The sequence below is a fragment of the Reyranella massiliensis 521 genome (assembly GCF_000312425.1).
Classification (GTDB): Bacteria; Pseudomonadota; Alphaproteobacteria; order Reyranellales; family Reyranellaceae; genus Reyranella; species Reyranella massiliensis.
On sequence record NZ_HE997181.1, the window covers coordinates 829,698 to 852,713 of the forward strand.

Here is a 23,016-nt window from a genome sequence, read left to right on the forward strand (position 1 = left end):
CCCGTGCCTAAACCGCTACGGTGGCGGTTCCGGTGGTGGGCGTGTCTCGGGCATCAACAGAGTTACGGCGGTTAGACCCAATGCTGCCACTGTGGCCAGGCTGAGGAAGGCAACAGAGCTGCCGTACGAATCGGTAGCATAGCCGGCGAGTGTGGGGCTAAGCGATGCGCCGACGCCCGTCATCGTGCCGACCATGCCCTGAGTGAGGTTGAACCGCCCGGTGCCGCGGGTCAGATCCGCGATGGTAAGCGGAACCAGTACGCTGAAGACGGAAGCTGTCAGGCCGTCGAGCAGTTGCACGGCGACCAGCAGGTAAGGATCGCTTACCGTCGCGAAGAGAACGCCGCGGATCGGCAGGAAGGCGAAGCCCGCGATCAGCAACGGCCGGCGACCCCATCGTTGCGCCTGGCGTCCGACCCAGGGCGAGAAGATCGCCACGATGAGCTGCGGGCCGACCATGCAGGCTGCGATCAGCACTGTCGCCCAGTCGCTGAGGCGCATCGTGAGAACACTGCCCATCAGCGGGAGCATCGCGGCGTTGGCGAGATGAAACAGCAGGATACAGCCGCCGAAGATCAACAGGGGGGACCTGAGCAAAAGCCGGCGAAGATCGAGCGGCGCACGCGGTTCGGCTTGTCTGTTGTTCGGCTTGCGCGGCATCGGCGCGTTGCCATGCGCCTGCTCCGGGTCGATCTCGCGCGGTGCGATAGTGCGCAGGGTCAACCAGGTCGGAACGAGAAGGGCCGCAGTGACGAAGAAGACGGCGCTCGGCGAGATCAGATAGCCGACCACGCCCATGACGCCAGCCGTCAGTCCGGCGCCGATCGAAGCGAAGCGAGCATTGCGCCCGAGTCTTTCGCCGATCGCCGATGGGCCGACAAGGCCGAGGCTAATTGCGGCGATGGCTGGACCCAGAACGCAGCTTGCCGCGGCATGCAGGCAAGCGGCAACGAGGACCACTGGGAAGATTGGGTAGAGCGCATAGGCAAGCGCGCTGACGCTGATGAGGGCGACGGCTATGGCCGCAACAAAGCGCTCCGAGCGCGCCGCATCCAGGAGCGCGCCACCCGGGATCTGGCCGACCAGACCGACTAGGCCGGCCGAGGTAAGCACGAGGCCGATATCGACCTGCGTCCACTTCTCCGAAGTGAGATAGACCGCAACGAAGGGTCCGAAGCCCGTCTGCACGTCGGCGACGAAGAAGACGAACCAGTCGAGCCCGCGCAGGCTGCGCTTCGACGGATGAGATGCAGTACAGATGGGTTCGGCCACGGCGATTCCGGTGGCCAGCTAGGGAAGGGGCTCGAGGATCCCCGAGGGGCCTAGGACCACGATGGGCTTGCCTTCCTTGACTTCGGGCGCAAGCTTGACCTGATCGCGGGTCAGTTCGAGGACGATGCGGTAACGTTTGCTCGCGGCAGGCACGAAGTGAAGCGCCTTCCAATCGACGGCGATCTTGCGGCTGCCAACGCCGAGGAAGCCGCCGAAGTCGATGATCGCCGCACGTGTGCGGCCCGAACTGTCGACGATCACGTCAACAATGCGCCCCATGTTCTCATCGGCAGCGCTGCGTACTTCGTTGCCCAGGATGCCGCGAGCCTCCTGGGCGTCGATGACGGTGACCGACGGTGTGGCGACGGGTGGCGGGGCAGGAGGAGGTGCAGGCGGAGTCGGTGTCGCGACAGAAGGTGCGGGGGCGGTCGGTTGCTGCTGGGCAGTGTCGGGATCGTCTTGTGCGATCAACAATTTGGAGGCCGACACGAGCATCAGCAGTGCCAGCGCCGGCACGATCAGTCGAAGCCTGCCGCCCATTGCCCCCTCCAGTGTAACGGTCGCCGGAGGGTCAACTCGTCAGGGGTGGCGTGGTTCCCTGGCTTACGGAGAGGAGACGATCGAAACCTGCACGTGGCCGTGCGAATGCAGCATCTCGAGCGAGACCTTCTCACCATGGCGCCGCACCTTGATGTCGACGCTCGACGGTCCGAGTTGCAGGTTGCGAAGCGTCACCTCGTCCAGGAACGCAGGCATTCGTGGATTGCGCAGGCAGATTTCGCCTCGCCGCAGATCGAATTCGAGTCCGAGTGAAGCCTGGATCAGCGAGAACGGCGCAGCGCTCGCCCAGGCCTGCGGCGAGCAGGCGACAGGGTAAAGCGTCGGCCCCCGGTTGCGTTGTCGCTGGAATCCGCAGAAGAGCTCGGGCAGGCGTCGCAACTCCATATAGGATGCGGCATTGAACAGACCCTTGAAGACCTGCTCGACGGCAGTGCCGAAGCCATAGCGCCCCAGGCCTAGCGCGATGAGCGCGTTGTCGTGTGGCCAGATCGAACCATTGTGATACGACATGGGATTGTAGCGTGCTTCGCCCTTGGCCACCGTGCGGATACCCCATCCCGAGAAGAATTGTGGACTGAGCAGGCCAGCACTCACCGCGGCAGCCCGGTCCGCGCGGACAATGCCGGTGAACAACAGGTGCCCCGCATTTGACGTGCGAATGCGGCAGGGTTGCTTGGCGCCGTCGAGCGCCAGCGCATAGGTTCCCAGTTCGGGACACCAGAAGGCAGCTTCGAAACGTTCTGCAAGATTCTTGGCTTCAGTTTCGAGGCGGCGAGCTGTTTCGGTCTTGCGTATCCGCCGTGCGCAGCGGGCGATCGCGACTTTGGCGGCATAGACGTATCCCTGCACCTCCGCCAGGGCGATGTAGCCTTCGGCCAGACTCCCGTCTGCATGGAAGACCGCATCGAAGGAATCCTTCCATCCTTGATTGGCAAGGCCCAGTTCGCTGGCGCGGCGATACTCGACGAAGCCGTCCTGATCCGGGTCGCCGAGGCCATCGATCCAGCCGAGCGCGGCCTCGACCGCGGGCCACAGGGCGGCGACGGTGTCGAGGTCGCCTGTGCGCTCAGCGTACAGGCCAACCAGCAGCACGAACAGCGGCGTGGCATCGACGCTGCCATAGTAGAGTGCGAACGGCACTTCTCGCAGGGCCGCCATTTCGCCACTGCGCATCTCGTGGAGAATCTTGCCGGGCTGCGCATCGGCGAACGGGTCCGTTTGATTCGCCTGATGGGCTGCAAGGCGGCGCAGGACTCCGCGTGCTACCTTCGGGTAGCACCAGAGCATCTGCAGCGCCGTGATGAGGCCGTCTCGTCCGAACGTCGTCGAATACCAGGGAGTGCCTGCGTAAGGGTAGCGACCCTCCGGTGTGTCCGTCATCAGCATCTGCAGGTCTGACGCGGACCGGCACAGGATCTCGTTGAAGATCTCGTTCGAGGTCTCGATCGCGGCGGCGTCGTGTGTCGCTCTGCGCAGTTCTCGATGTACTGCAAGCAATCCGGCGAAGAAGGGTGTGGCGCGTCGCTCCAGTGGCTTGTCGCACTCTATGGCAACGAAGAGGGGTTGCATGTCGCCCGCTTCGAGAACCATCCGGTAGGTCGCGGTATCGACGGCAAGCTCCGTCGGCGGCGGGTCGAACGTGAGCGTGGAACGGCGCGTCTTGCTGTCGAGCCCCTGATAGACAAGCAGGACACGATCCGGCCCGATCGTCTCCCGTTTGGCGGTGCCGCGACGTGCGCGCTGCAGACCCCTCACTTCGAACAGGTCGGCGAAGTCGCTGCCGAAGTGGATGGACAACGAAAGCTCTATCGGCTTGTCGCTGTGATTGCGCACAGCCAGCCGTTGATAGGCTGTCCCATGCCAGAGGAACATCGTGCGGCCGATGTGCAGCAGATCCTTCTGAAGCACGATCTTGCCGTCGACGAAGAAGTCCGGATTGGTGAGGTCGACCGAGAGCAGCGTGTTGTCGTCGCGCTGGTTGGAGCCAAGCAGGAGGAGTTGCTGGTCGTTCACGCGCAATTCGAGGTGGGAAAGGAATCGGGTGTCCTTGTGGAACAGGCCATCCGAACCACCCGTCGAAGCGCCGATATCACCGTAGCTGTCGACAATGGCGAATGTATCGCCGTACTTCAGAGCGCAGCGCGGTCGCGCCGCTGTTCCCGTTGCGGGAATATAGAACGGCGTCTCGGCGTGAGTGTCGCCGTGGGGTGTCGCGGCATGCAAGGTCTGGTCGGCCGACATGAAATCTCCGATCCGTTCATTGGCACCATGATGAACTTATGATGCTCGGCGTGAGCTTCAACGATTCATTGCGGCATGGCCAAGGCGGTTGGGGTTTTCCTGTGCGTTTCCGACGAGGTTGCTTGTGCAAAGGTTGCGACGATTTCTGTGGAATCAGGACGCTTGTGAAGCGCCAGGTTTCTCGGAATTGCTGACCAATGGCGAGTCGGCTAGAGAAATTCGGAAGGGATCCCTTTTATGAGGTCCAGCATGGCCGGAGCGGCAACGACGGTAAAGGCACCGAAAGCATCGACAGCATTGGCATCGGGCGAATGTCTTTGCGGCAATGTGCACTTCGAGATCGATTTTCCCGCCCGGTGGGCATGGCACGATCACTCCAGCGCGACGCGGCGCGCACACGGTTCCGCTTATGCGACCTACGTTGGCACTTGGCGCAGTCGATTTCGGATAACCAGAGGTCAGGCAGACATCACGCGCTTTCGCGACGAGGCTACCGGAACGGCAAGGAGCTTCTGCGCCCGATGTGGGACGCCGCTCTTTTACGAGCGCGCTCGGTCGGCACACATGGTCAACATACCGCGCGCGCTCTTCAAGAGCCGCACGGGCCGCGAGCCACGCTATCACGTCGCCATCGATGAACTGCAGGACTGGACATATCTGGGCGAACCACTCGTGCCCCTGAAGGGTTTTCCCGGAATAGTGTGGGAACGCCCATCCCGAAAGAAGCAACGCCGAGCGGTCAGCCCGGTCTGACCGTCGGCGGCAGCGCTTGATCGGCAAATCCCGGGATCAGGCGGCGAGAGCCTGCCCTTCATATCCGGCAGATCGGAGGGCGCCGGAGATCAGGCGTTCTTCTGCAGTGCTTTGGATCGTTACCTCCTTGTGACCGAGGTCCACGGAAACCGCGGCCTGCGGGTCGACGTCCTTTATCGCCCTTTCGATAGATGCGGCGCAGTGTCCGCAGGACATCTTAGCGATCTTGAAACGAAGCATTCCAACCTCCTCGTGAAACGACGAGCGGAACGTGGTTGTTCCAACGATGGGAAGGTCAAGGGCGCGACAGGATGGAGCACAAGTTTTCCTGTCATTCCCTTGACCTTCCCATTATTGGAAGCCCCACCTTGCAGGCGGTGACAAGGCAAGGAGTAGGCTCTGTGGCTTCCGTGAGTACGCCGGTTGGTATCCGGATCGAGGGAATGACCTGCGCGTCCTGCGTGGGCCGTGTCGAGAAGGCGCTTCGCGCCGTCGAAGGCGTCGCTTCCGCGTCGGTCAACCTGGCGACGGAGCGCGCCGACGTGACTTTTGCGGACGTATCGGCCGCCGGCGCTGTGGTCAACGCGCTGAAGGCCGCCGGGTATGAGGCCGCAATGCGAAGGATGGAGCTCGCCATCGAGGGCATGACCTGCGCCTCCTGCGTCGGCCGCATCGAGGCCGCCCTGAAATCTGTCCCCGGGGTTGTCGACGCCACCGTCAATCTCGCGACGAAAAAGGCCTCCGTGCACTATTTCACCGGATCGGCACAGCCATCGGACTTCGAGGCGGCGGTGCGCCGGGCAGGCTATCAGGCTCGGCCTCTTGAAGAGGCAGGGGCGGCGGACCACGAGGCCGAAGCCCGCGAACAGGAGATGGGCAAGCTCCGGCGCTCGCTGATACTGGCGGCCGTGCTGACGCTGCCGGTCTTTGTGATCGAGATGGGATCGCACCTCGTGCCGGCACTTCACCATTTCGTGGCCGGCACGATCGGGCTGCAGACGAGCTGGTACCTTCAGTTCGTGTTGGCGAGCCTGGTCCTGTTCGGGCCGGGCCTGCGCTTCTTCAAGAAGGGGATTCCGGCCCTCCTGCGCGCAACGCCGGACATGAACTCGCTGGTGGCGATCGGCACGGCGGCAGCCTGGGGCTATTCGGTCGTTGCGACCTTTGCCGCCGATCTGCTGCCGGCCGGGACGGCGAACGTCTACTACGAAGCCGCCGCGGTGATCGTCACCCTGATCCTGCTCGGCCGCTTCCTCGAAGCGCAGGCCAAGGGTCGCACCAGTGAGGCGATCAAGCGGTTGATGGGCCTGCAGGCCAAGACGGCCCGCATCCTGCGCGACGGCCAGCCGGTCGAGATTCCCCTCGATCAGGTCCAGAGCGGCGACCTTGTTCTGGTAAGGCCCGGCGACAAGGTTCCGGTCGACGGCGAGGTAACGGAAGGCTCGTCCTTCGTGGACGAATCGATGATCACCGGCGAGCCGGTGCCTGTCGCCAAGAGCATGGGCGCCGAGGTGGTGGGCGGGACGATCAACAAGAGCGGCTCCTTCACCTTCCGGGCCACCAAGGTTGGCGCCGATACCGTGTTGGCTCAGATCATCCGTCTCGTCGAACAGGCGCAGGGCTCGAAGCTGCCGATCCAGGCCCTGGTCGACAAGGTGACGGCCTGGTTCGTGCCGGCTGTCATGGCGGCCGCGGCGGCGACGTTCCTTGTCTGGCTTCTGTTCGGACCCGAACCGGCAATGACTTTCGCTTTGGTCAATGCCGTCGCGGTGCTGATCATCGCCTGCCCTTGCGCCATGGGGCTGGCGACGCCGACATCGATCATGGTCGGTACGGGCCGGGCAGCCGAGATGGGGGTCCTCTTCCGCAAGGGCGAGGCGCTCCAGACGCTGCGCGCCGCCCGGGTGATCGCCCTCGACAAGACCGGCACCTTGACGAGAGGCCGGCCCGAACTGACCGATCTGGCGGTGACGGACGGCTTCGACCGAAACGAGGTGCTGGCGCTCGTCGCGGCGGTGGAGCAGCGGTCCGAGCATCCGATCGCCGCCGCGATTGTCGAGGCCGCCAAGCAGGCTGGTCTCGTCCTTGGCGACGTTACGGCGTTCCAGGCGACGCCCGGCTACGGCGTCCAGGCAGAGGTCGGGGGCCACAGGGTCGAGATCGGTGCCGATCGCCTCATGGCGAAGGTCGGTCTCGACGTATCGGCCTTTGCGGCCGAGGCGGCGCGCCTGGGCGACGAGGGCAAGAGCCCGCTCTATGCCGCGATCGACGGCCGGTTGGCGGCGATCGTCGCCGTCGCCGATCCGGTGAAGGAGTCTACCCCGGAAGCGATCGAGGAGCTGCAGAGGCTGGGCCTCGAGGTCGTGATGATCACCGGCGACAACCGGCGTACGGCGCAGGCCATCGGCCGGCAGCTCGGCATAGACAAGGTCGTGGCCGAGGTGCTGCCGGAAGGCAAGGTCGACGCGATCAAGCAGTTGAAGCAAGGCGGTCGTGCGATTGCCTTCGTCGGCGACGGCATCAACGATGCGCCGGCTTTGGCCGAGGCCGATGTTGGCCTGGCCATCGGCACGGGAACCGACGTCGCAATCGAAAGCGCCGATGTGGTGCTGATGTCAGGCGATCTGCGCGGCGTGGCGAATGCCATCGCCCTCAGCCAGGCGACGATGCGGAACATCCAGCAGAACCTGTTCTGGGCGTTTGCCTATAATGCGAGCCTCGTCCCTGTTGCCGCCGGCGTGCTCTATCCGGTTCAAGGCATTCTGCTGTCGCCGATCCTGGCGGCGGGGGCGATGGCCTTGTCGAGTGTCTTCGTCCTGGGCAATGCGTTGCGCCTGCGGACTTTCCAGGCGCCGGCCGGGCGTTCCGACGGGCTCACCCGCGACCGTCCGGCCGAGCCCGTGGCAGCAGAATGAGCCGGAAGGAGAGGAGGCGGTTATGAATATCGGCAGAGCATCGGCTGAGTCCGGCATCTCAGCCAAGATGATCAGGTACTACGAATCGATCGGCCTCATCCCAGCGGCATCCCGGTCGGAGGGCGGCTATCGGGAATATTCGGACAACGACGTCCATACGCTCCGCTTCATCCGGCGCGCGCGCGATCTCGGCTTCACCGTTGAGCAGATGGTCGAGCTGCTGGCGCTGTGGCGCGACCGCAAGCGGGCCAGTGCCGACGTGAAACGCATTGCGCTGAAACACGTCGAGGAGCTGGAGCGTAAAGCCCGCGAGCTCCGCGAGATGAGCGGTACGCTCAAGCATCTGGCGGAGCATTGCAAAGGCAACGACCGGCCGGATTGCCCGATCATCGCCGAGCTGGCGGAAGAGGCCGGCCAGCCGGCGCGGCCATCGTCGGGCCGACGGCGCTTCGGGCCGATGGCCGCGGGGCTGACGACGGGTCGCTCCACCAGCGGACGGCCTGCGAGAAGCTGACTTTTCGCTTCGCTCGGTTTCACGACGAAAGGATATGGTTCGGCGATCTTTATGAGATCCCTATTTTCGTCGACATGCGTCCATCTGGATTACCTATGCCCGACAGCCATATGGAGGTCGAGGAAGGTGATCCATGAACGCCATGCATTTCGTCGATTCTCGCGATCGGCTGTCGAAGGGCGATACGGCGCTCGCCCGGTTCTGGCGGGCGGTGTTGCGTCTTCTAGGCGCGCTGGACAAGCGAATAACGGCGAATCTCGATTGCCGGGCACGCTTGATGCTCCACGGAGATGGCGGCCCGCCAGACGCCAGGCGACACAAGGAATAGCCGAACACCGAAACGAAGACGGGGCCCCAAGGGCCCCGTTTTCGGTTTCTGCAAGCAACTGGCTCAGGGAAAGATCAGCCTGTAGACGAGGCCAAGAGGGAACAGGGCGGCAGGCGTCGCGCAGAGTATGTACAGCAGATACTGGCTCGCTTTGCCGAACAGGTGCGGCGCTCCTGTCGACGGAGGTTCCTCTTCGACTCGGTGAATAATCCGGTTGAACATGACGCTTCTCCTTCAGAATCGGCCCCGTCATTTGGCTGCACGGCCATAGGAATGCGAGACGAGCCGATCCTGTCGTCTATAGAAGCTGCATAGGGATTTCGCCGGTCGCGCTATCGACAGTGGCCTACCGATCGACTCGGTAGAGGCGCCACCGCTTCGGCACGCCCTTGAGTTGGTGAACGCCGCGATCCTTGAAGGGGATTTCGGACGATGCCATCAGATCCCTGACCGAGCTCGAGACCAGGATTTCGCCGGCTCGCGCTTTTGCGGCGACGCGCGCACCGATATGGAAGGCGAGACCGGCGACGTCGGGCCCGCTCACCTTGTATTCACCCGCGTGCAGCCCCACCCGGATTTCCAGCCCCAAGGTGCGCACGGCGTTGCGGATTGCGGCCGCGCAGTCAATCGCCGATGCCGGCGCGGTGAATGTCGCGAGCAATCCGTCGCCTGTCGTCACGACTTCCTTGCCGCGCAATGTCTTCAGTTCCTTGCGGACGGTCGCGTAGTAGTGATTGATGACCTGCGTCCACCGCGCGTCACCGAGCCGCGCAGCTTTTTCCGTGGATCGGACGATGTCGACGAACAGGATCGTGGCGAGCACCTGTTCGAATTCGGCGCCACGATTGGCGGAGCGGCCTTTGAGGGCGATGTTCCCTGTCAGCGGTTCGTAGCGATGGTTGCGCCGCCGGGCGATCGCATTCCTCACATAGGCTTCGGCGCGCTGCACTGTGCCGCAACGCACCGTCTTCTCGCGCGGCGGCATCGTCCAGTAGACCTTGCGTCCCTCTCCGACGCCATGGACCTCGACCGCTCCCCATTTCAGGAAGACCGCCGAGCCGACCCGGCGAATCCCCCATGCCTTTGACGTGTAACCCGACACGTTCGTTTGGTGGATGCCGATGCGAAGGAACTTGGGCATAAGCGTGCGGCGTGGTTATTCCGTATGGCGCATCGAAGAGGAATGTGATCGTGCATCCCCGCTTTGGCAACGATCTTTCTTGCGGGACTCCTGACACTGACGGTGCCCCTTGCCGCATCGTTGTTGGCGATGCAAGATTCTCGTCGCACGACCTTCCGCTTCGGTGATCGCCGATCACGCGGCAATCCAGGACCAGCATTGGACATGGGCTTCGGCGTCTTTATCCATCGTTCGGATTCGATCTACGACGACAGCCCTGCTGAGCGATACCAGTTTCCACCCCAGTATTTGGCACGCGTCGAACGATGTGTCGGTGATTGGATCGTCTACTATGAGCCACGCAAGGTCGACGACACGCGGGGCTACTTTGCCATAGCGAGGGTTGAGCAGGTGATTCCGGACCCGAAGTCCGCCGGTATGTACCTCGCTCTCATCGAGCCGGGCAGCTATCTCGACTTTGCCAATCCAGTGCCATTCAGTGGCGAGGATGGTGTCGTTGAGCGAGGGTTGCTCAATAGCGAGGGCCGAATCTCCGGACGCGCGCAATCGGCTGTTCGCCCTCTCTTGGCGAGTGACTTCGATCGGATCGTTGGAATGGGTCTACATGAAGATACACCCATGCTGCCGCGGATTGGAGATGCCTATCCGCTGCCTGGCTTGCGCGAGGAGCAAGTCCCCTTTGTCTTTGAGCAGATTCGGGAACGCATCAGCTATGTATCATCTCGCGCCGTACGGGACCGGATCTTCCGCCGAACGGTCCTGCGGGCCTATGGAGAGCGATGCGCGATAACCGGGCTCCGGCTGATAAACGGTGGCGGTCGCGCCGAAGTCGATGCGGCGCATATCCGACCTGTCGAGAAGAATGGGCCTGATATCGTGAGCAATGGTCTTGCGCTTTCCGGTACGGCACACTGGATGTTCGATAGGGGGTTAATCTCGCTCTCCGACGATCTCGAAGTTCTCGTCTCGAGGCGTGTTAACGATCAAGAGAGCGTACGGGCCCTGATCAACAAGAACGGCTACGCCCGAGCACCCCATAGGCCCCTCGAACGACCTCACCCCCATTTTCTTCAATGGCATAGAGAGCATTCCTTCAAGCAGTAACGGACGTTCGGCTGCTGCGAATACCATGGGCCAGTCTGACGGCGCTCGCCCGCATCAAGTCAACAGTCCAAGGCTCCTGAAGCTCGCGTGTCCTTTGCGACCGATTACGAGATGGTCGTGGATCGAGATGCCGAGGGCTCCGGCCGCCGCCTTGATCTCGCGCGTCATCTCGATGTCGTCGCGCGAAGGCTTGGGATCGCCGCTGGGGTGGTTGTGCACCAGGATCAGCGCCGCCGCATTCAGTGCCAGCGCCCGTTTGACGACCTCACGCGGGTAGACCGGCGCGTGGTCGATGGTGCCGCGCTGCTGCACCTCGTCGGCGATCAGTACGTTCTTGGAGTCGAGAAAGAGAATGCGGAACTGCTCGGTCTTCTCGTGTGCAAGCGCGGCATGGCAATAGTCGATGAGCTGCTGCCAGTTGGTGAGGACGGGCATGTCCTTGACCTTGCGTTCGGCCAGCCGGCGGCCGACCTCGCGCATCGCCTTGAAGTGGATCAGCGTCCTCTGGTCGATCTCGAATTCGCGCAGCTGCTCCGGCTCGGCGGCGAAGACATCACCCAAAGTGCCGAAGCGTTCGAGCAGCCGCTTGGCCAGCGGCTTGGTGTCGATCCGTTCGATTGAGTAGAAAAGCATCAACTCCAGCAGTTCGTAGTCTGCCAACGGCTCGGTGCCGGATTTGAGCACGCGTTCGCGGACCCGGCCGCGATGGCCGTGATAATGCGGCTTGGGCGTGTCACCGTCGCCGCTATTGTGGCCGGTCGGTGCAGGCGCGGCTTCGATCGCCGCGACAAGCTTGTCGGTCGGGTCCTCGCCGGCGAAGTCCCAGCATTGGTCGAGCCTGTTCCAGGTGCCGCCGATGTCGCGCAGCACCTGACGATGCGCCAGGGTATTGCCGCTGACGCGCCAGAGATTTTCCGATGTCCGAAGGTGAAGGCCCGCCGCCAAGAGCGCCACGTGCGCCTTGTCGTCCGCTGCAGGTTCGAGTGCCTGGCGTTTTGCCTTCCCCATGGCGTCACGGTCCTACGCAACCGCGGCAGAAAGGAGGCAAGAACAAGCTGAAGCCGAGACGGTGCACCTGATAGGATCGGCTGATGTCAGAAACGACCTTTGCCGAGATCGACGCCGCCTGCGCGGCCTTTGCGAAACAGGAACAGATCCCCGGCCTCGTCGCCGGGATTGTGCAGGACGGGCGGCTCGCCCATGCGACGACGGTCGGCCTGGCGGATATGGAGACGTCCCGCCCAGTCGGTCATGTCACGGCATTCCGCATCGCCTCGATGACCAAGAACATGACGGCGCTCGCCATCCTCTCCTTGCGCGATCAGGGCCGTCTCGCTCTCGATGCGCCGCTGGCGGAGTACGTGCCGCAGTTTGCGAAGGTCCCGTCGGCAACGCGCGACAGCCGTCCGGTCAGCCTGCGCGATCTGCTGACCCACGTTGCGGGCTTCGTCACCGACGACCCGTGGGGCGATCGCGTGCTCGGCATGACGCCGGCAGAGCTGGACGCGCTGATCGCGAGCGGACGGCTGTTCGCCCGCCCGCCCGGCCTGGCGTTCGAGTACAGCAACCTGGGTTACGCGTTGCTGGGACGCGTGCTGACCAACGTCAGTGGGGAACCCTATCAAACCTTCATCCGGCGGACGATCCTCGAGCCGCTCGGCATGGCCCGGACGACCTTCGACGCCATCGCCGCGAGCCGGGACGACTTCGCCTGGGGTTACCGTCTGGACGAAGGCAGCTGGTCGCGCGAGCGCATCGAGCCCGACGGTGAAGTGGGCGCCATGGGGGGCTTGGCGACCACAGTGCCCGACTATGCCCGCTACGTCGCCTTTCTCCTCAGTGCCTGGCCGGCGCGCAACGATCCCGAGGTCGGCCCGGTGCGTCGATCGACCGTCCGGGAGATGGGACTCTGGCATGCGCCACCCTTGCTGCCCGACCCCGTTGCCGATGGACGTCAACCGGCACCGAGCGCCTATGGATACGGCCTCGTCCACTCGACCGACGGCCTGCTCGGTTCCCGACTGCATCATGCCGGCGGCCTGCCGGGGTATGGCTCGCATGTCCTCATGCTGCCGCAGCGCGGGTGGGGTGTCTTTGCTTTCGGCAATCGCACCTATGCGCCTATGTCGCGCCTCACGCTCCGCATCGCAGAGATATTGCATGTAGCGGCTCCAAGGCAGGAGCCATCGAAGCCATCGGCGGCTCTTAGCCGGGCCGTGCGGGCGATCATTGCCGCTTACGAGGCAGGCCGTATCGAAGCCGCCGCGCCGGTCTTTGCCGCGAACCTGCTGCTCGACATGCCGGCACGTTTTCGCAATGCCGAGCTTGCCGCCTTGAAGCGGCGCCTCGGCGATGGCCATCTGGAAGGGATCGAACCCATCCACGCGCTGGCGGGTCGTTTCACGATGGCCTGCCTGCACGGTCGCTTGCGCGGAACAGTCACCCTCTCCCCTGACGCGGAGCCCGGGATCCAGAAGCTCAGCCTGGTGGCCGAGGACGTGTGATCCTCAGGCCGTGGCGGCCTGGCGCTCTTCGGCTGGTTGAGCCTGGCCGAGATCGTAGGGGGGCTTTGTGAGGCTCATCGGCGAGAGCGTGAAGAACTCGACGCCGGTCTCGGTGATGCCGACGGAGTGCTCGAACTGCGCCGAGAGCTGCTTGTCGCGCGTCACCGCCGTCCAGCCATCGCTCAAAATCTTCACCTGCCAGGTGCCGGCATTGACCATTGGCTCGACGGTGAAGAACATGCCGGGCTTCAGCACCGGGCCGCTGCCCTTCTTGCCGTAGTGCAGGATGTTCGGCGCATCGTGGAAGATGCGGCCGAGCCCATGGCCCGAGAAATCGCGCACCACGGAGAAGCGCTGCGCCTCGACATAGCTCTGAATGGCAAAGCCGATGTCGCCGACATGGGCGCCGGGCTTGGCCACGGCGATGCCGCGCATCATGGCTTCGTAGGTCACCTCGCACAGGCGTCTGGCCTTTACGCTGACATCGCCGGAATAGAACATCCGGCTGGTGTCGCCGTACCAGCCATCGAGGATGACGGTGACGTCGATATTGACGATGTCGCCGTTCTGCAGCCGCTTGTCCGATGGGATGCCATGGCAGACGACATGGTTGATCGAGGTGCAGATCGACTTGGGGAAGCCGCGATAATTGAGCGGGGCGGGGATCGCCTTGTGGTCGAGAATGTAGTCGTGGCAGAGTTTGTCGAGTTCGCCGGTGGTGACGCCGGGCTGCACGTGGGGCGTGATGAAATCGAGCGTTTCAGCGGCCAGACGACCGGCACGGCGCATGCCTTCGAACCCTTCCGGGCCGTGAAGCTTGATGGTGCGCTCGTCGCGACGCCAATAGTCGTCGCTGTCGTCGATGAACTCTCGGGAATTACTCATGGGCCCTATTTGGCATGCGATACGGGCAGTAACAAGACCGTGGCGGCAGCTTGGCCCGCCCTGTCACGTCCGCTAATCTACTGAAACCACGGGGAAAATTGCGCGAGTCCAAAATGTCCGAGCCGGCAAAAGTAGTCACCGCCTGTATCCTCGTGATCGGCAACGAAATCCTGAGCGGCAGGACCCGCGACTCCAACATCCAGTATCTCGCCACAGAGCTAGGCGCACTGGGCGTGCGGGTGATGGAATGCCGCATCATTCCCGACATCGAGGAGACCGTCGTCTCCACCGTGAACGAGGTGCGGCGGAAGTTCGACTATGTCTTTACTACCGGCGGAATAGGCCCGACACACGACGACATCACGGCCGACTGCATCGCCAAGGCCTTCGGGGTGGGCATCTCCGAGCATCCCGAGGCGGTCGCACGCATGACCCGGCACTACGGCGATCCGGCGCTGTTCACGCCGGCGCGGCGGCGCATGGCGCGCGTGCCCCATGGCGGCGTGCTGGTCGACAATCCGGTGTCGGTGGCGCCCGGCTTCCAGATGGAAAACGTCTTCACCTTCGCCGGCATTCCCAAGGTTGCCGAGGCGATGTTCCAGTCGATGAAGCATCGGCTGGTCGGCGGCACGCCAGTCCTCTCGCGCACCGTGCGCACCAACCTGCCGGAGGGCATCATTGCCGAACCGCTGGGCGCCTTGCAGAAGCGCTTCGAGGATCTCGATATCGGTTCCTATCCCGCGTTCCGCAACGGCAAGCCCAGCGTCTCGCTGGTATTGCGTGGCACGGATGATGCAAGGCTGGTCGCCGCGTCTCTGGAGCTGATGGATACCATCCGCAAGATGAACGGAGAGGCGGAGGAGTTCGTACAGTAGCCCGATGACCGAAGAGCCCGCAGACAAATCCTCCAAAGGGTTGGGCGGGCTTTCACCGGCCCTGCAATGGGTGTTGCTCGTCGCGATCTCAGCCGGCATCGCCGCGTCGCTGATCTGGCTGCGTGCGCCGGCGCCGCTCATGCTGGGGCCGCTGATCGCCGGCATCATCGTCGCATCGAACGGCGGCAAACCCCGGATGCCTCTGTCGGCCTTCGTCTTCGCCCAGGGAGTCGTCGGCTGCATGATCGCGCGCATGGTGCCGCTGTCGATCGTCGGCGACATCCTGGCCCACTGGCAGCTCTTCACCGTCGGGGTTCTGGCCGTGATCGGAGCGAGCACTTTGCTGGGCTGGCTTATGACCCGTCTGCAGATGCTGCCCGGTACGACGGCGCTCTGGGGCATCAGTCCGGGAGCGGCGTCGGTTATGACCATCATGTCCGAATCCTATGGTGCGGACGTCCGGCTTGTCGCCTTCATGCAATATCTGCGCGTCGTCATGGTGGCAGGTGTCGCGGCTCTGGTGGCCAAGATGTTCGGTGTGACCGCGCCGCACGGTGGCGATGCGATCGCCTGGTTCCCCGATGCGAACTGGCTGTCGTTCGGCGAGACGCTCGTCGTCGCCGTCGTGGGGCCTCTCATCGCGCGTGTTCTGAGGATCCCGGCCGGCGCCATGCTGGTCCCACTGGTGATCTGCATCGTGCTGGCGCATGTCGGCCTGATGACGGTCGAATTGCCGCCCTGGGCGTTGGCGGTGAGTTTTGCCTTTATCGGCTGGAACATCGGTCTCAGGTTTACGCGTCCGTTGCTGCTCTACGTCGCGCGCATGCTGCCGCGGGCCATCGCCTGCGCTGCCGTGCTGATTGCACTCTGTGGCGTGGTCGCCTGGTTGATGGTCGTCACCATCGGCGTCGATCCGCTGACCGCCTATCTCGCGACCAGCCCCGGCGGCGTCGATTCGATTGCCATCATCGCCGCCTCGACCAACTGCGACGTTTCATTCGTGATGGCGATGCAGACGGTTCGCCTTCTCGCCGTGCTGTTCCTGGCGCCAGTATTGACCAAATTCATTGCCGAGCGTGTAAGCTACCCCAATGACCGCCATCCATGACATGACCGCCGGCGAGCTGCTCGCCGCCTACAAATCGAAGAAATTGTCGCCGGTCGAAGCGACCGACGCCGTCATCGCCCGCATCGAAGCCTGGGAACCGAAGCTGAAGGCCCTCTATGCGCCGGACTTCGGAGCGGCCCGCAAGGCCGCGAAGGAAGCCGAGAAACGCTGGCAGGCCGGCAAGCCGCAGGGATCGCTCGATGGCGTGCCGATCACCATCAAGGAGAACATTGCGACCAAGGGCGTGCCAGTGCCGCTCGGAACGGCCGCGACCGAACTCGTGCCCGCCGCGGCGGACGCGCCGGCATCGGCGAGGGTACGTGAGGCGGGAGCGATCATCCTCGCCAAGACGACCATGCCGGACTACGGCATGCTGTCCTCGGGGCGCAGCTCGTTTCATCCCCTGACTCGCAATCCCTGGAACCTTGCCTGGAATCCCGGCGGCTCCAGCTCGGGGGCGGGGGCCGCAGCGGCGGCAGGCTACGGGCCGCTGCATCTCGGGACCGATATTGGCGGCTCGGTGCGCCTGCCGGCCTGCTGGAACGGCATCTTCACCCTGAAGCCCAGCCTTGGCCGCATCCCGGTCGATCCGCCGTTCTTCGGTCGCGCCATCGGCCCCATGACGCGCACGGTCGCGGACTCGGCGCTGCTGATGGCCGAGCTCTCCAAGCCCGATCCACGTGACCATATGAGCCTGCCGCCGGCGACCATCGACTGGGCAGCTGGTCCGCGCGATCCCAAAGGCCTCAAGATCGGTCTGCATCTCGATGCAGGTTCGGGGCTGCCGGTCGATGCCGAGACCAAGGCGGCAGTCGAAGCGGCCGCCAAGCTGTTCGCCGATGCCGGTGCCCATATCGAGCCGGTGCCCCCCTTTCTGTCGCCCGACATGCTGCATCTGCAGGACCTCTTCTGGCGGGTTCGCAGCTGGGTCGATTTCTCGGCGTTGAGTCACGAGCGCCAGGCCAAGGTGCTGCCCTTTATTGCCGACTGGTGCCGCGGCGGCGCCGATGTCTCGGGCAGCATGGTGATTCGCGGCGTCAACAACTACATGGCAATCCGCGCTGCTGCGACGCGCGCGACACAGCCTTTCGACTTCGTGTTGTCGCCGGTTTCGCCCGTGCCGACCTATCGGGCGGAATGGGAGACGCCGACCAACGACGTCAATCGTCCGCTGGAGCACATCTCCTTCACCATGCCCTACAACATGAGCGAACAGCCGGCCGCGTCGATCAACTGCGGCTACACGCAGGAAGGCAAGCCGATTGGGCTGCAGATCGCCGGCCATCGTTTCGACGATCTCGGCGTGATGCAGCTCTCGCGCTGGTTCGAGACCGCGCGCGGCGCGCAGAAGAAATGGCCGGAGCCGAAGTAACGGCCTCGCCATGAAGGCACCCCTCGGCATCCTGATGCTCGACACGCGCTTTCCGCGCATCGTCGGCGACATCGGGAATGCCGCGTCGTTCGACTATCCGGTGATCTTCCGGCGCATGGAGGGCATCGGCTCGTCCGACGCCGTGACCACGCATCCGGATAGGCCGCGTGTGCTGGCAGCGCTGAAGGCCAATGCCGAAGCGCTGGCGGCCGAGGGAGCGGTAGGCATTTCGACGAGCTGCGGCTTTCTCGCACTCTATCAGGACGATCTTGCCGCAGTGTCGCCGGTGCCCGTGGCGACGTCGGCGCTGCTTCTCATCCGGCAGCTCGGGGGAAAGCGGGTGGGGGTCATCACGGCGTCGGCAAAGAACCTGACGCCGGCACATTTCGAGGCCGTCGGAGCGCCGGGCGACACGCCTTTCGTCGGCCTGCCGGAGAACAGCTCCTTTGCCGACACCTTTCTGCGCAATGGCCTGACGCTCGATCGCGAGCAGGTCGAACGCGAGGCGGTTGCGGCCGGTCGGGCGCTGGTGGCCAGGCATCCCGAGATCGATACGGTGGTGCTCGAATGCACCAATCTGCCGCCCTACAAGGAGGCTCTCAAAGCCGACCTTGGCCTGCCAGTGTACGACGTGCTCGACTTGTTGAACGGCTTCTATGCCAAGCTGGCCCGTCAGGACGGCAACAGACGCCGATAGAGCGGCTGCAACAGGGTCGGGATCAGGTAGATCGGAAACTGCACGGCAGCGATGAACAGGAAGATGTCGGGATCGGCGGTGACGGGCAGGACCGCCATCAGCAGGGCGTTGTGTCGGCCGCCCGAACAATAGCCGGCCGTGAGGGCGATGCGCCGGTCGAGGATCGGCAACATGCCGACCGCCATGACGAGGTTGCACAGCAGCATGCCGGCGAAAGCGCCGGCGATGAAGCCTCCGAGCTTTACGGGTTCGGCCACGGCGCGGGCCACGACGCCATCCATCAACGGGATGGCGAAGATCATCAGCACCACAACCGACAGTCCGTCGAGCGCTGGGCCGGCTTCGGTGACTTTGGCCCCGAGGAAGCGACGGATGACGATCGCCCCGACGAGCGCCAGCGCCACGATCAGGCCGAGCCTCAGGCTGAGGTCGAGAAGGCCGATCTTGAGATCGAGCCCCAGCAGCCAGAGCGCGAGCGGCGGCAGGGTGAAGGGCACCAGGAAGTTGGTGAACAGGGAAATGAGGAGGGCCAGCGACGAATCGAGCCTGAGGAAGGTCGCCGTCGTGGCAGCCGAAATGATGCCCGGCGCCATGGCACTGAGGCAAAGCGCGGCAACCAGGCCGGGCCACAGGCCCAGCCCCTGCCAGATCGGCCAGACGACCAGCGGCACAGCGATGAGATTGAGAAGCGACAGCGCGATGGCCAGGCCGGGGCGGCGCAGCAGGGCGCTGAGCCGGTCCCAGTCAACCCGCGCCAGGGCCAGCATCAACAGGGTGACGGCGAGCGGCATCAGAAGCGGGCGTGCTGCCGCAGCGATATCCTGGAACAGGAGCCCGAGGAGCAGGGAGAACGGCAGCAGGGTGGTGGCGCGCCTCCCCATGTGCGCCAAGACGAAGACGACGGGATTCATTAGGCAAACTCTAGCACAGGCCGACCCGCGGCACGTTTTGCATTGGCGCAGGCCCAGCTTCCCGGATACGCATCCGTCGGTCGTATGCGTGTCCGGGAGGCGTGTCGGAATGAAGGGCGTCTGGCTGGAGGATCTCACCTGGCCCGAGGCCAAGGTTCGCTTCGATCGAGATGACGTGGTCGTCATTCCTGTGGCTGCCGCCAGCCGGGCTCATGGAAGGTATCTGCCGCTCGGCACTGATGCCCTCATAGCTCGTGCCCTGGGGCAAAGGCTGATCGAGCGGCTACCCATCGTCGTCGCGCCGGTGGTGGGCTTCGGCGTCCAACCCGCCCACGAGTCTCATGCCGGCAGCCAGCACCTTCGGCGTGAGACGTTCAGACAAGTGCTTCGAGAGCTTGTCGGCGGATTTCGCGCTCAGGGCGTGAAGCGTATCGCCCTTCTCGATGTCGGAGCCTCGATCGAAGAACCTCCAGGTGACTGGGGCGATGCGCTGGTGCTGCGAGTAGGGAGCATGGGTGCTCCTGCCGAAGCATTGATCGAGCGTCTCGACGATGAGTCAGCCAGCGAATGTGAGACGTCCATCATCCTGGCGCTTGCCCCGCGAAGCGTTCGTCCGGTGCCATCGGCTGGTCCCGGCGATCCCGGTCAGGCGACAGCCTTCAAGGGCGAACGTCTGATGTCGGCCTGGGTCGACGACGTGGCAATTACACTCAAAGCGAAATGGCCGAGTCTCGGAGAGTGAAGAAATGCCGGATTCTCTGGCCTTTTACGGCATTGGCTGTCACAAAACTTCGCCATGTCTCTCCATTGGACGATCGATTCCAGGGACCATCTCGTCGTTGCTGTCGCAGATGGTGACGTGACGCGTGCGGAGATGGAGCATTACCTGCATGTGCTCGATGGCGCGCATGCAATGGGCTATCGCAAGCTGTTCGACGCCAGCAACGGTGATACGTCGATGAGTGCCGAGGATCTGCTGGCGATCGGTGCGCAGATCCGCGATCGCCATTCCAAGGGCGATGCCTTCGGTCCCTTGGCGATCGTGATATCACCCGACAAGAGCGAGCTGGTGTCTCGCGTCCTTGGCATTCTCGCGGCAGCGAAGCGTCCGATGCGCGTCTTCGAATCGATCGAGCCGGCGCGCCGCTGGATCGAGAGCTTCCCGAAATAAAGTCGAAGGCTACTTTGCATGTCCATCCGCTGGTCTGTTGATCAGTCACGACAGATGCTTCTCGCCACGGCCGAAGGCGAGATCACATTGAAGGAGCTCGTCGAGTATCTCGATGCCGTCGTCGCGGCAGGTACGATGCCTTATCGCAAGCTGTTCGATGGCAGCCAGGCTTGGTCGGCGATGACCGACGAAGAGATGATGGTATTGAGCGTTCGGCTGCGCACCTATCACGGCCAGGGCAAGACCGGCGCACTTGCCATCGTGGCTGCTGCGGACAAGACGCAGAGCCTTGGCCGGCTGTTCGGTGCCCTGGCGGCTGCCGATCGTCGAACCAAGATCTTCGAGACTTTCAAGGCTGCCCGCGACTGGATCGACGCTCAACCGCAGTAGGCGATCAGGTATAGTGGCGGCCAACTGACGGAGATGGAAATGAAGCTGGTTGGAATAACTGCAATCCTGGTCACGACGGCGATCGTCGGTGTCGCCCACGCCGAGACCGCCATTCAGGCCGGTGAGTGGGAAGCTACGGAGAAGACCACAATGGAAGGCTTGGAACCCACGCCTGCCACATCGAAGAAGGTTTGCCTCAAAGGCGACGATGCCAAGCTCGAACGGTTGTTCTTTCCAACTCCGGCCGAGATGAAGGAACACGGCTGCACGTACCAGGAGGGCGCCAAGAAGGCAGGTGTGCTGACGGCCACGCTGACCTGCCCGCCTTCCGACGCAATTGCAGGTGTCACGGCGAAGGCGGAAGTTACCTACAGCGCCACGAGCTACGAGGGGCTGGGGCAGATCGAGGCCAAGGACAAGTCCGGCACGACGGTCAAGGGCAGCTCCGTGTTGAGCGGCAAGCGAATCGGCGACTGCCCGTAACGTTCACAAACGCCAGAGCGTTCATACGGTATCGCTCTGCAGAGTTTGTGAAATTCAGACAGGTCTTCATACTCCCGCCAACTGAATGGTGCCGTGACTTCGTTAACGCGGCCTGCGTGAGGAGGAGACTGTATGAAGATAAGGGCAGGGAGTTTCGCCCTGGCCGCTGCGGCGGCCGCATTGATTCTTGCTCCAGGTCCTGGCTGGAGCCAGAAGACGGGTGGCGTGCTGAAGATCCAGCACATGGATACGCCGCCCAGCGCGTCGATCCACGAAGAAGCGACCGTGTCTGTCGCCGTGCCGTTCATGGCACTCTACAACAATCTCGTCGTGTTCGACCAGAATGTCGCCAAGAACAGCTTCGAGTCGATCGTGCCGGATCTTGCGACGAGCTGGTCATGGAGCGGCGACGGCAAGCAACTCGCCTTCAAACTGCGCGAAGGCGTGAAGTGGCATGACGGCAAGCCGTTCACGTCGAAGGACGTGGTTTGCACCTTCGACCTGCTGCTTGGCGAGGATAAGCTGCGTCGCAATCCGCGTTCGGCCTGGTGGGGCAACGTCGAGAAGGCGACAGCCGGCGGCGACTTCGACGTCACCCTGCACCTGAAGCAGCCGCAGCCGTCGCTGCTGGCGCTGCTCGCCTCGGGTTACTCGCCGATCTACCCTTGCCACGTTCCTGCTGCCGACATGCGCCGCAAGCCTGTCGGCACCGGGCCCTTCAAGCTGGCCGAGTTCAGGATGAACGAAGGCATCAAGCTCGTGAAGAATCCCGACTACTGGAAGAAGGGACGTCCCTATCTCGACGGTATCGAGTACTCGATCATTCCGGACCGCTCGACGCGTATGCTCTCCTTCATCGCCGGCAAGTTCGACATGACTTTCCCGGCCGATATCACGGTCCCGCTGCTGAAGAATATCAAACGCGATGCCCCGCAGGCGCAGTGCACCATGCGGGAGAGCGGCGTCAGTACCAACCTGATCGTCAACAACGAGGTAGCGCCGTTCAACGATTCGAAGGTGCGACGGGCATTGGCCCTGGTGCTCGATCGCCAGGCCTTCATCGATATCTTGAGCGAAGGCGAAGGCAAGATGAGCGGGGCGATGCTGCCGCCGCCTGACGGCAACTGGGGTGTGCCCCCGGAGGTGCTGAAGACTTTCGTGGGCTACGGCGACGTCGAGAAGAACCGGGAGGAGGCGCGCGCCTTGATGAAGCAGGCGGGATTCGGTCCCGACAAGCGGCTGAAGCTCAAGGTCAGCACGCGCAACATCGCGACCTTCAAGGATCCCGCGGTAATCCTGATCGACCAGCTCAAGCAGATCTGGATCGACGGCGAACTCGAGATCATCGACACCACCGTCTACTACAACCGCGTCTTCAAGAAGGACTACGTGGTGGCCCTGAACCTGAGCGGCGTCGCGGTCGACGATCCCGATGTCACCTTGTTCGAGAACTATGGCTGCGGATCGCTGCGCAACTACAACAACTACTGCAATCCGGAGATGACCAAGCTCTTCGAGGAGCAGTCGCGAGAGACCGACCAACAGAAGCGTCTCAAGATGGTTTGGGAAATCGATCGCAGGCTGCAGGAAGATATCGCCCGGCCGATCATCTCCTACGGCCGGATCGCCGGCTGTTGGCAGCCGGCCGTGAAGAACGTCACTCTTCACGTCAACAGCATCTACAACAACTGGCGCTTCGACGATGTCTGGCTCGAGCGATAGACCGCCTGTTGGCATCGACGAAGAGACGATCTAATTTGGATCAGCGGCAGCCCGGAGCGTAGTTTCCGG

General features: G+C 63.5%; 24 protein-coding genes. 15 read left to right on the forward strand and 9 right to left on the reverse strand.

Annotated features, from left to right (window positions below):
- Nucleotides 1-15 precede the first annotated feature (15 nt).
- From BN60_RS04035 to BN60_RS04045, 3 genes are all read right to left on the reverse strand, one after another.
- Nucleotides 16-1,272 carry an MFS transporter gene (locus BN60_RS04035; protein ID WP_020694711.1) on the reverse strand — a complete coding sequence of 419 codons (1,257 nt, stop codon included), beginning with the start codon at nt 1,270-1,272 and terminating at the stop codon, nt 16-18.
- Nucleotides 1,273-1,290: 18 nt separating this feature from the next.
- Nucleotides 1,291-1,812 (reverse strand): PRC-barrel domain-containing protein, encoded by a 522-nt coding sequence (locus BN60_RS04040; RefSeq protein WP_020694712.1) that lies wholly within the window; start codon nt 1,810-1,812, stop codon nt 1,291-1,293.
- Nucleotides 1,813-1,875: 63 nt separating this feature from the next.
- Entirely contained in the window at nt 1,876-4,074 is a 2,199-nt protein-coding gene (locus BN60_RS04045) for an amylo-alpha-1,6-glucosidase (protein WP_020694713.1), read from the reverse strand.
- Nucleotides 4,075-4,323: 249 nt separating this feature from the next.
- On the opposite strand from BN60_RS04045, the gene BN60_RS30695 reads away from it, so the two are divergent.
- Nucleotides 4,324-4,827, forward strand: coding sequence for a GFA family protein (locus tag BN60_RS30695; protein WP_177324759.1), 504 nt, complete (start codon nt 4,324-4,326; stop codon nt 4,825-4,827).
- A 36-nt stretch (nt 4,828-4,863) separates the two neighbouring features.
- Here BN60_RS30695 and BN60_RS30700 read toward each other — a convergent pair whose 3' ends face one another.
- Complete coding sequence (locus tag BN60_RS30700; protein WP_020694714.1) at nt 4,864-5,067, reverse strand: heavy-metal-associated domain-containing protein; 204 nt, start codon at nt 5,065-5,067, stop codon at nt 4,864-4,866.
- A gap of 128 nt (nt 5,068-5,195) precedes the next feature.
- Between BN60_RS30700 and BN60_RS04055 the strand changes: the two genes are divergently transcribed.
- The 3 genes from BN60_RS04055 (at nt 5,196) to BN60_RS04065 (ending at nt 8,584) form a co-directional block, all read left to right on the forward strand.
- On the forward strand, nt 5,196-7,742 hold the full coding sequence (locus BN60_RS04055) for a heavy metal translocating P-type ATPase (protein ID WP_051150081.1): 2,547 nt from the start codon (nt 5,196-5,198) through the stop codon (nt 7,740-7,742).
- Nucleotides 7,743-7,764: 22 nt separating this feature from the next.
- On the forward strand, nt 7,765-8,256 hold the full coding sequence (gene cueR, locus BN60_RS04060) for a Cu(I)-responsive transcriptional regulator (RefSeq protein ID WP_020694716.1): 492 nt from the start codon (nt 7,765-7,767) through the stop codon (nt 8,254-8,256).
- 133 nt (nt 8,257-8,389) lie between these two features.
- The gene (locus BN60_RS04065) at nt 8,390-8,584 is read left to right on the forward strand and encodes a hypothetical protein (RefSeq protein WP_020694717.1); all 195 of its coding nucleotides are present in this window, start codon (nt 8,390-8,392) and stop codon (nt 8,582-8,584) included.
- A 63-nt stretch (nt 8,585-8,647) separates the two neighbouring features.
- Here BN60_RS04065 and BN60_RS30705 read toward each other — a convergent pair whose 3' ends face one another.
- Nucleotides 8,648-8,806, reverse strand: a complete 159-nt coding sequence (locus BN60_RS30705; protein ID WP_020694718.1) for a hypothetical protein — start codon at nt 8,804-8,806, stop codon at nt 8,648-8,650.
- 124 nt (nt 8,807-8,930) lie between these two features.
- Complete coding sequence (locus BN60_RS04070; RefSeq protein ID WP_020694719.1) at nt 8,931-9,725, reverse strand: adenylate/guanylate cyclase domain-containing protein; 795 nt, start codon at nt 9,723-9,725, stop codon at nt 8,931-8,933.
- A gap of 204 nt (nt 9,726-9,929) precedes the next feature.
- On the opposite strand from BN60_RS04070, the gene BN60_RS04075 reads away from it, so the two are divergent.
- Nucleotides 9,930-10,829 carry an HNH endonuclease gene (locus tag BN60_RS04075; protein WP_020694720.1) on the forward strand — a complete coding sequence of 300 codons (900 nt, stop codon included), beginning with the start codon at nt 9,930-9,932 and terminating at the stop codon, nt 10,827-10,829.
- 54 nt (nt 10,830-10,883) lie between these two features.
- Here the strand turns inward: BN60_RS04075 and radC are convergent, their stop codons facing one another.
- Nucleotides 10,884-11,609 carry a RadC family protein gene (gene radC, locus BN60_RS04080; RefSeq protein ID WP_043284754.1) on the reverse strand — a complete coding sequence of 242 codons (726 nt, stop codon included), beginning with the start codon at nt 11,607-11,609 and terminating at the stop codon, nt 10,884-10,886.
- A gap of 311 nt (nt 11,610-11,920) precedes the next feature.
- On the opposite strand from radC, the gene BN60_RS04085 reads away from it, so the two are divergent.
- Nucleotides 11,921-13,333, forward strand: a complete 1,413-nt coding sequence (locus BN60_RS04085) for a serine hydrolase domain-containing protein (RefSeq protein ID WP_020694722.1) — start codon at nt 11,921-11,923, stop codon at nt 13,331-13,333.
- A gap of 3 nt (nt 13,334-13,336) precedes the next feature.
- Here BN60_RS04085 and map read toward each other — a convergent pair whose 3' ends face one another.
- Complete coding sequence (map, locus tag BN60_RS04090) at nt 13,337-14,218, reverse strand: type I methionyl aminopeptidase (protein ID WP_020694723.1); 882 nt, start codon at nt 14,216-14,218, stop codon at nt 13,337-13,339.
- Between the two features lie 113 nt (nt 14,219-14,331).
- On the opposite strand from map, the gene BN60_RS04095 reads away from it, so the two are divergent.
- Genes BN60_RS04095 through BN60_RS04110 form a run of 4 tightly spaced genes read left to right on the forward strand, consistent with a single transcriptional unit; the run spans nt 14,332 to nt 18,270 of the window.
- Nucleotides 14,332-15,093 carry a competence/damage-inducible protein A gene (locus tag BN60_RS04095; protein ID WP_020694724.1) on the forward strand — a complete coding sequence of 254 codons (762 nt, stop codon included), beginning with the start codon at nt 14,332-14,334 and terminating at the stop codon, nt 15,091-15,093.
- Between the two features lie 4 nt (nt 15,094-15,097).
- On the forward strand, nt 15,098-16,201 hold the full coding sequence (locus tag BN60_RS04100; protein WP_020694725.1) for an AbrB family transcriptional regulator: 1,104 nt from the start codon (nt 15,098-15,100) through the stop codon (nt 16,199-16,201).
- Nucleotides 16,185-17,573 (forward strand): amidase, encoded by a 1,389-nt coding sequence (locus BN60_RS04105; RefSeq protein WP_020694726.1) that lies wholly within the window; start codon nt 16,185-16,187, stop codon nt 17,571-17,573. The genes BN60_RS04100 and BN60_RS04105 overlap by 17 nt, the downstream gene beginning before the upstream one ends.
- A gap of 10 nt (nt 17,574-17,583) precedes the next feature.
- The gene (locus BN60_RS04110; RefSeq protein ID WP_020694727.1) at nt 17,584-18,270 is read left to right on the forward strand and encodes an aspartate/glutamate racemase family protein; all 687 of its coding nucleotides are present in this window, start codon (nt 17,584-17,586) and stop codon (nt 18,268-18,270) included.
- Here the strand turns inward: BN60_RS04110 and BN60_RS30710 are convergent.
- On the reverse strand, nt 18,246-19,181 hold the full coding sequence (locus BN60_RS30710) for a hypothetical protein (RefSeq protein ID WP_020694728.1): 936 nt from the start codon (nt 19,179-19,181) through the stop codon (nt 18,246-18,248). The genes BN60_RS04110 and BN60_RS30710 overlap by 25 nt on opposite strands.
- 109 nt (nt 19,182-19,290) lie before the next feature.
- Here BN60_RS30710 and BN60_RS30715 point away from each other — a divergent pair, with 109 nt between their 5' ends.
- From BN60_RS30715 to BN60_RS04140, 5 genes are all read left to right on the forward strand, one after another.
- Complete coding sequence (locus tag BN60_RS30715) at nt 19,291-19,923, forward strand: creatininase family protein (protein WP_020694729.1); 633 nt, start codon at nt 19,291-19,293, stop codon at nt 19,921-19,923.
- A 54-nt stretch (nt 19,924-19,977) separates the two neighbouring features.
- Nucleotides 19,978-20,352 (forward strand): STAS/SEC14 domain-containing protein, encoded by a 375-nt coding sequence (locus BN60_RS04125; protein WP_020694730.1) that lies wholly within the window; start codon nt 19,978-19,980, stop codon nt 20,350-20,352.
- 54 nt (nt 20,353-20,406) lie between these two features.
- Nucleotides 20,407-20,742, forward strand: a complete 336-nt coding sequence (locus BN60_RS04130; protein ID WP_020694731.1) for an STAS/SEC14 domain-containing protein — start codon at nt 20,407-20,409, stop codon at nt 20,740-20,742.
- A gap of 39 nt (nt 20,743-20,781) precedes the next feature.
- Nucleotides 20,782-21,225 (forward strand): DUF3617 domain-containing protein, encoded by a 444-nt coding sequence (locus tag BN60_RS04135; RefSeq protein WP_020694732.1) that lies wholly within the window; start codon nt 20,782-20,784, stop codon nt 21,223-21,225.
- 132 nt (nt 21,226-21,357) lie between these two features.
- Nucleotides 21,358-22,947: an ABC transporter substrate-binding protein gene (locus BN60_RS04140; protein WP_020694733.1), complete on the forward strand. Its 1,590-nt coding sequence runs from the start codon at nt 21,358-21,360 to the stop codon at nt 22,945-22,947.
- Nucleotides 22,948-23,016 lie beyond the last annotated feature (69 nt).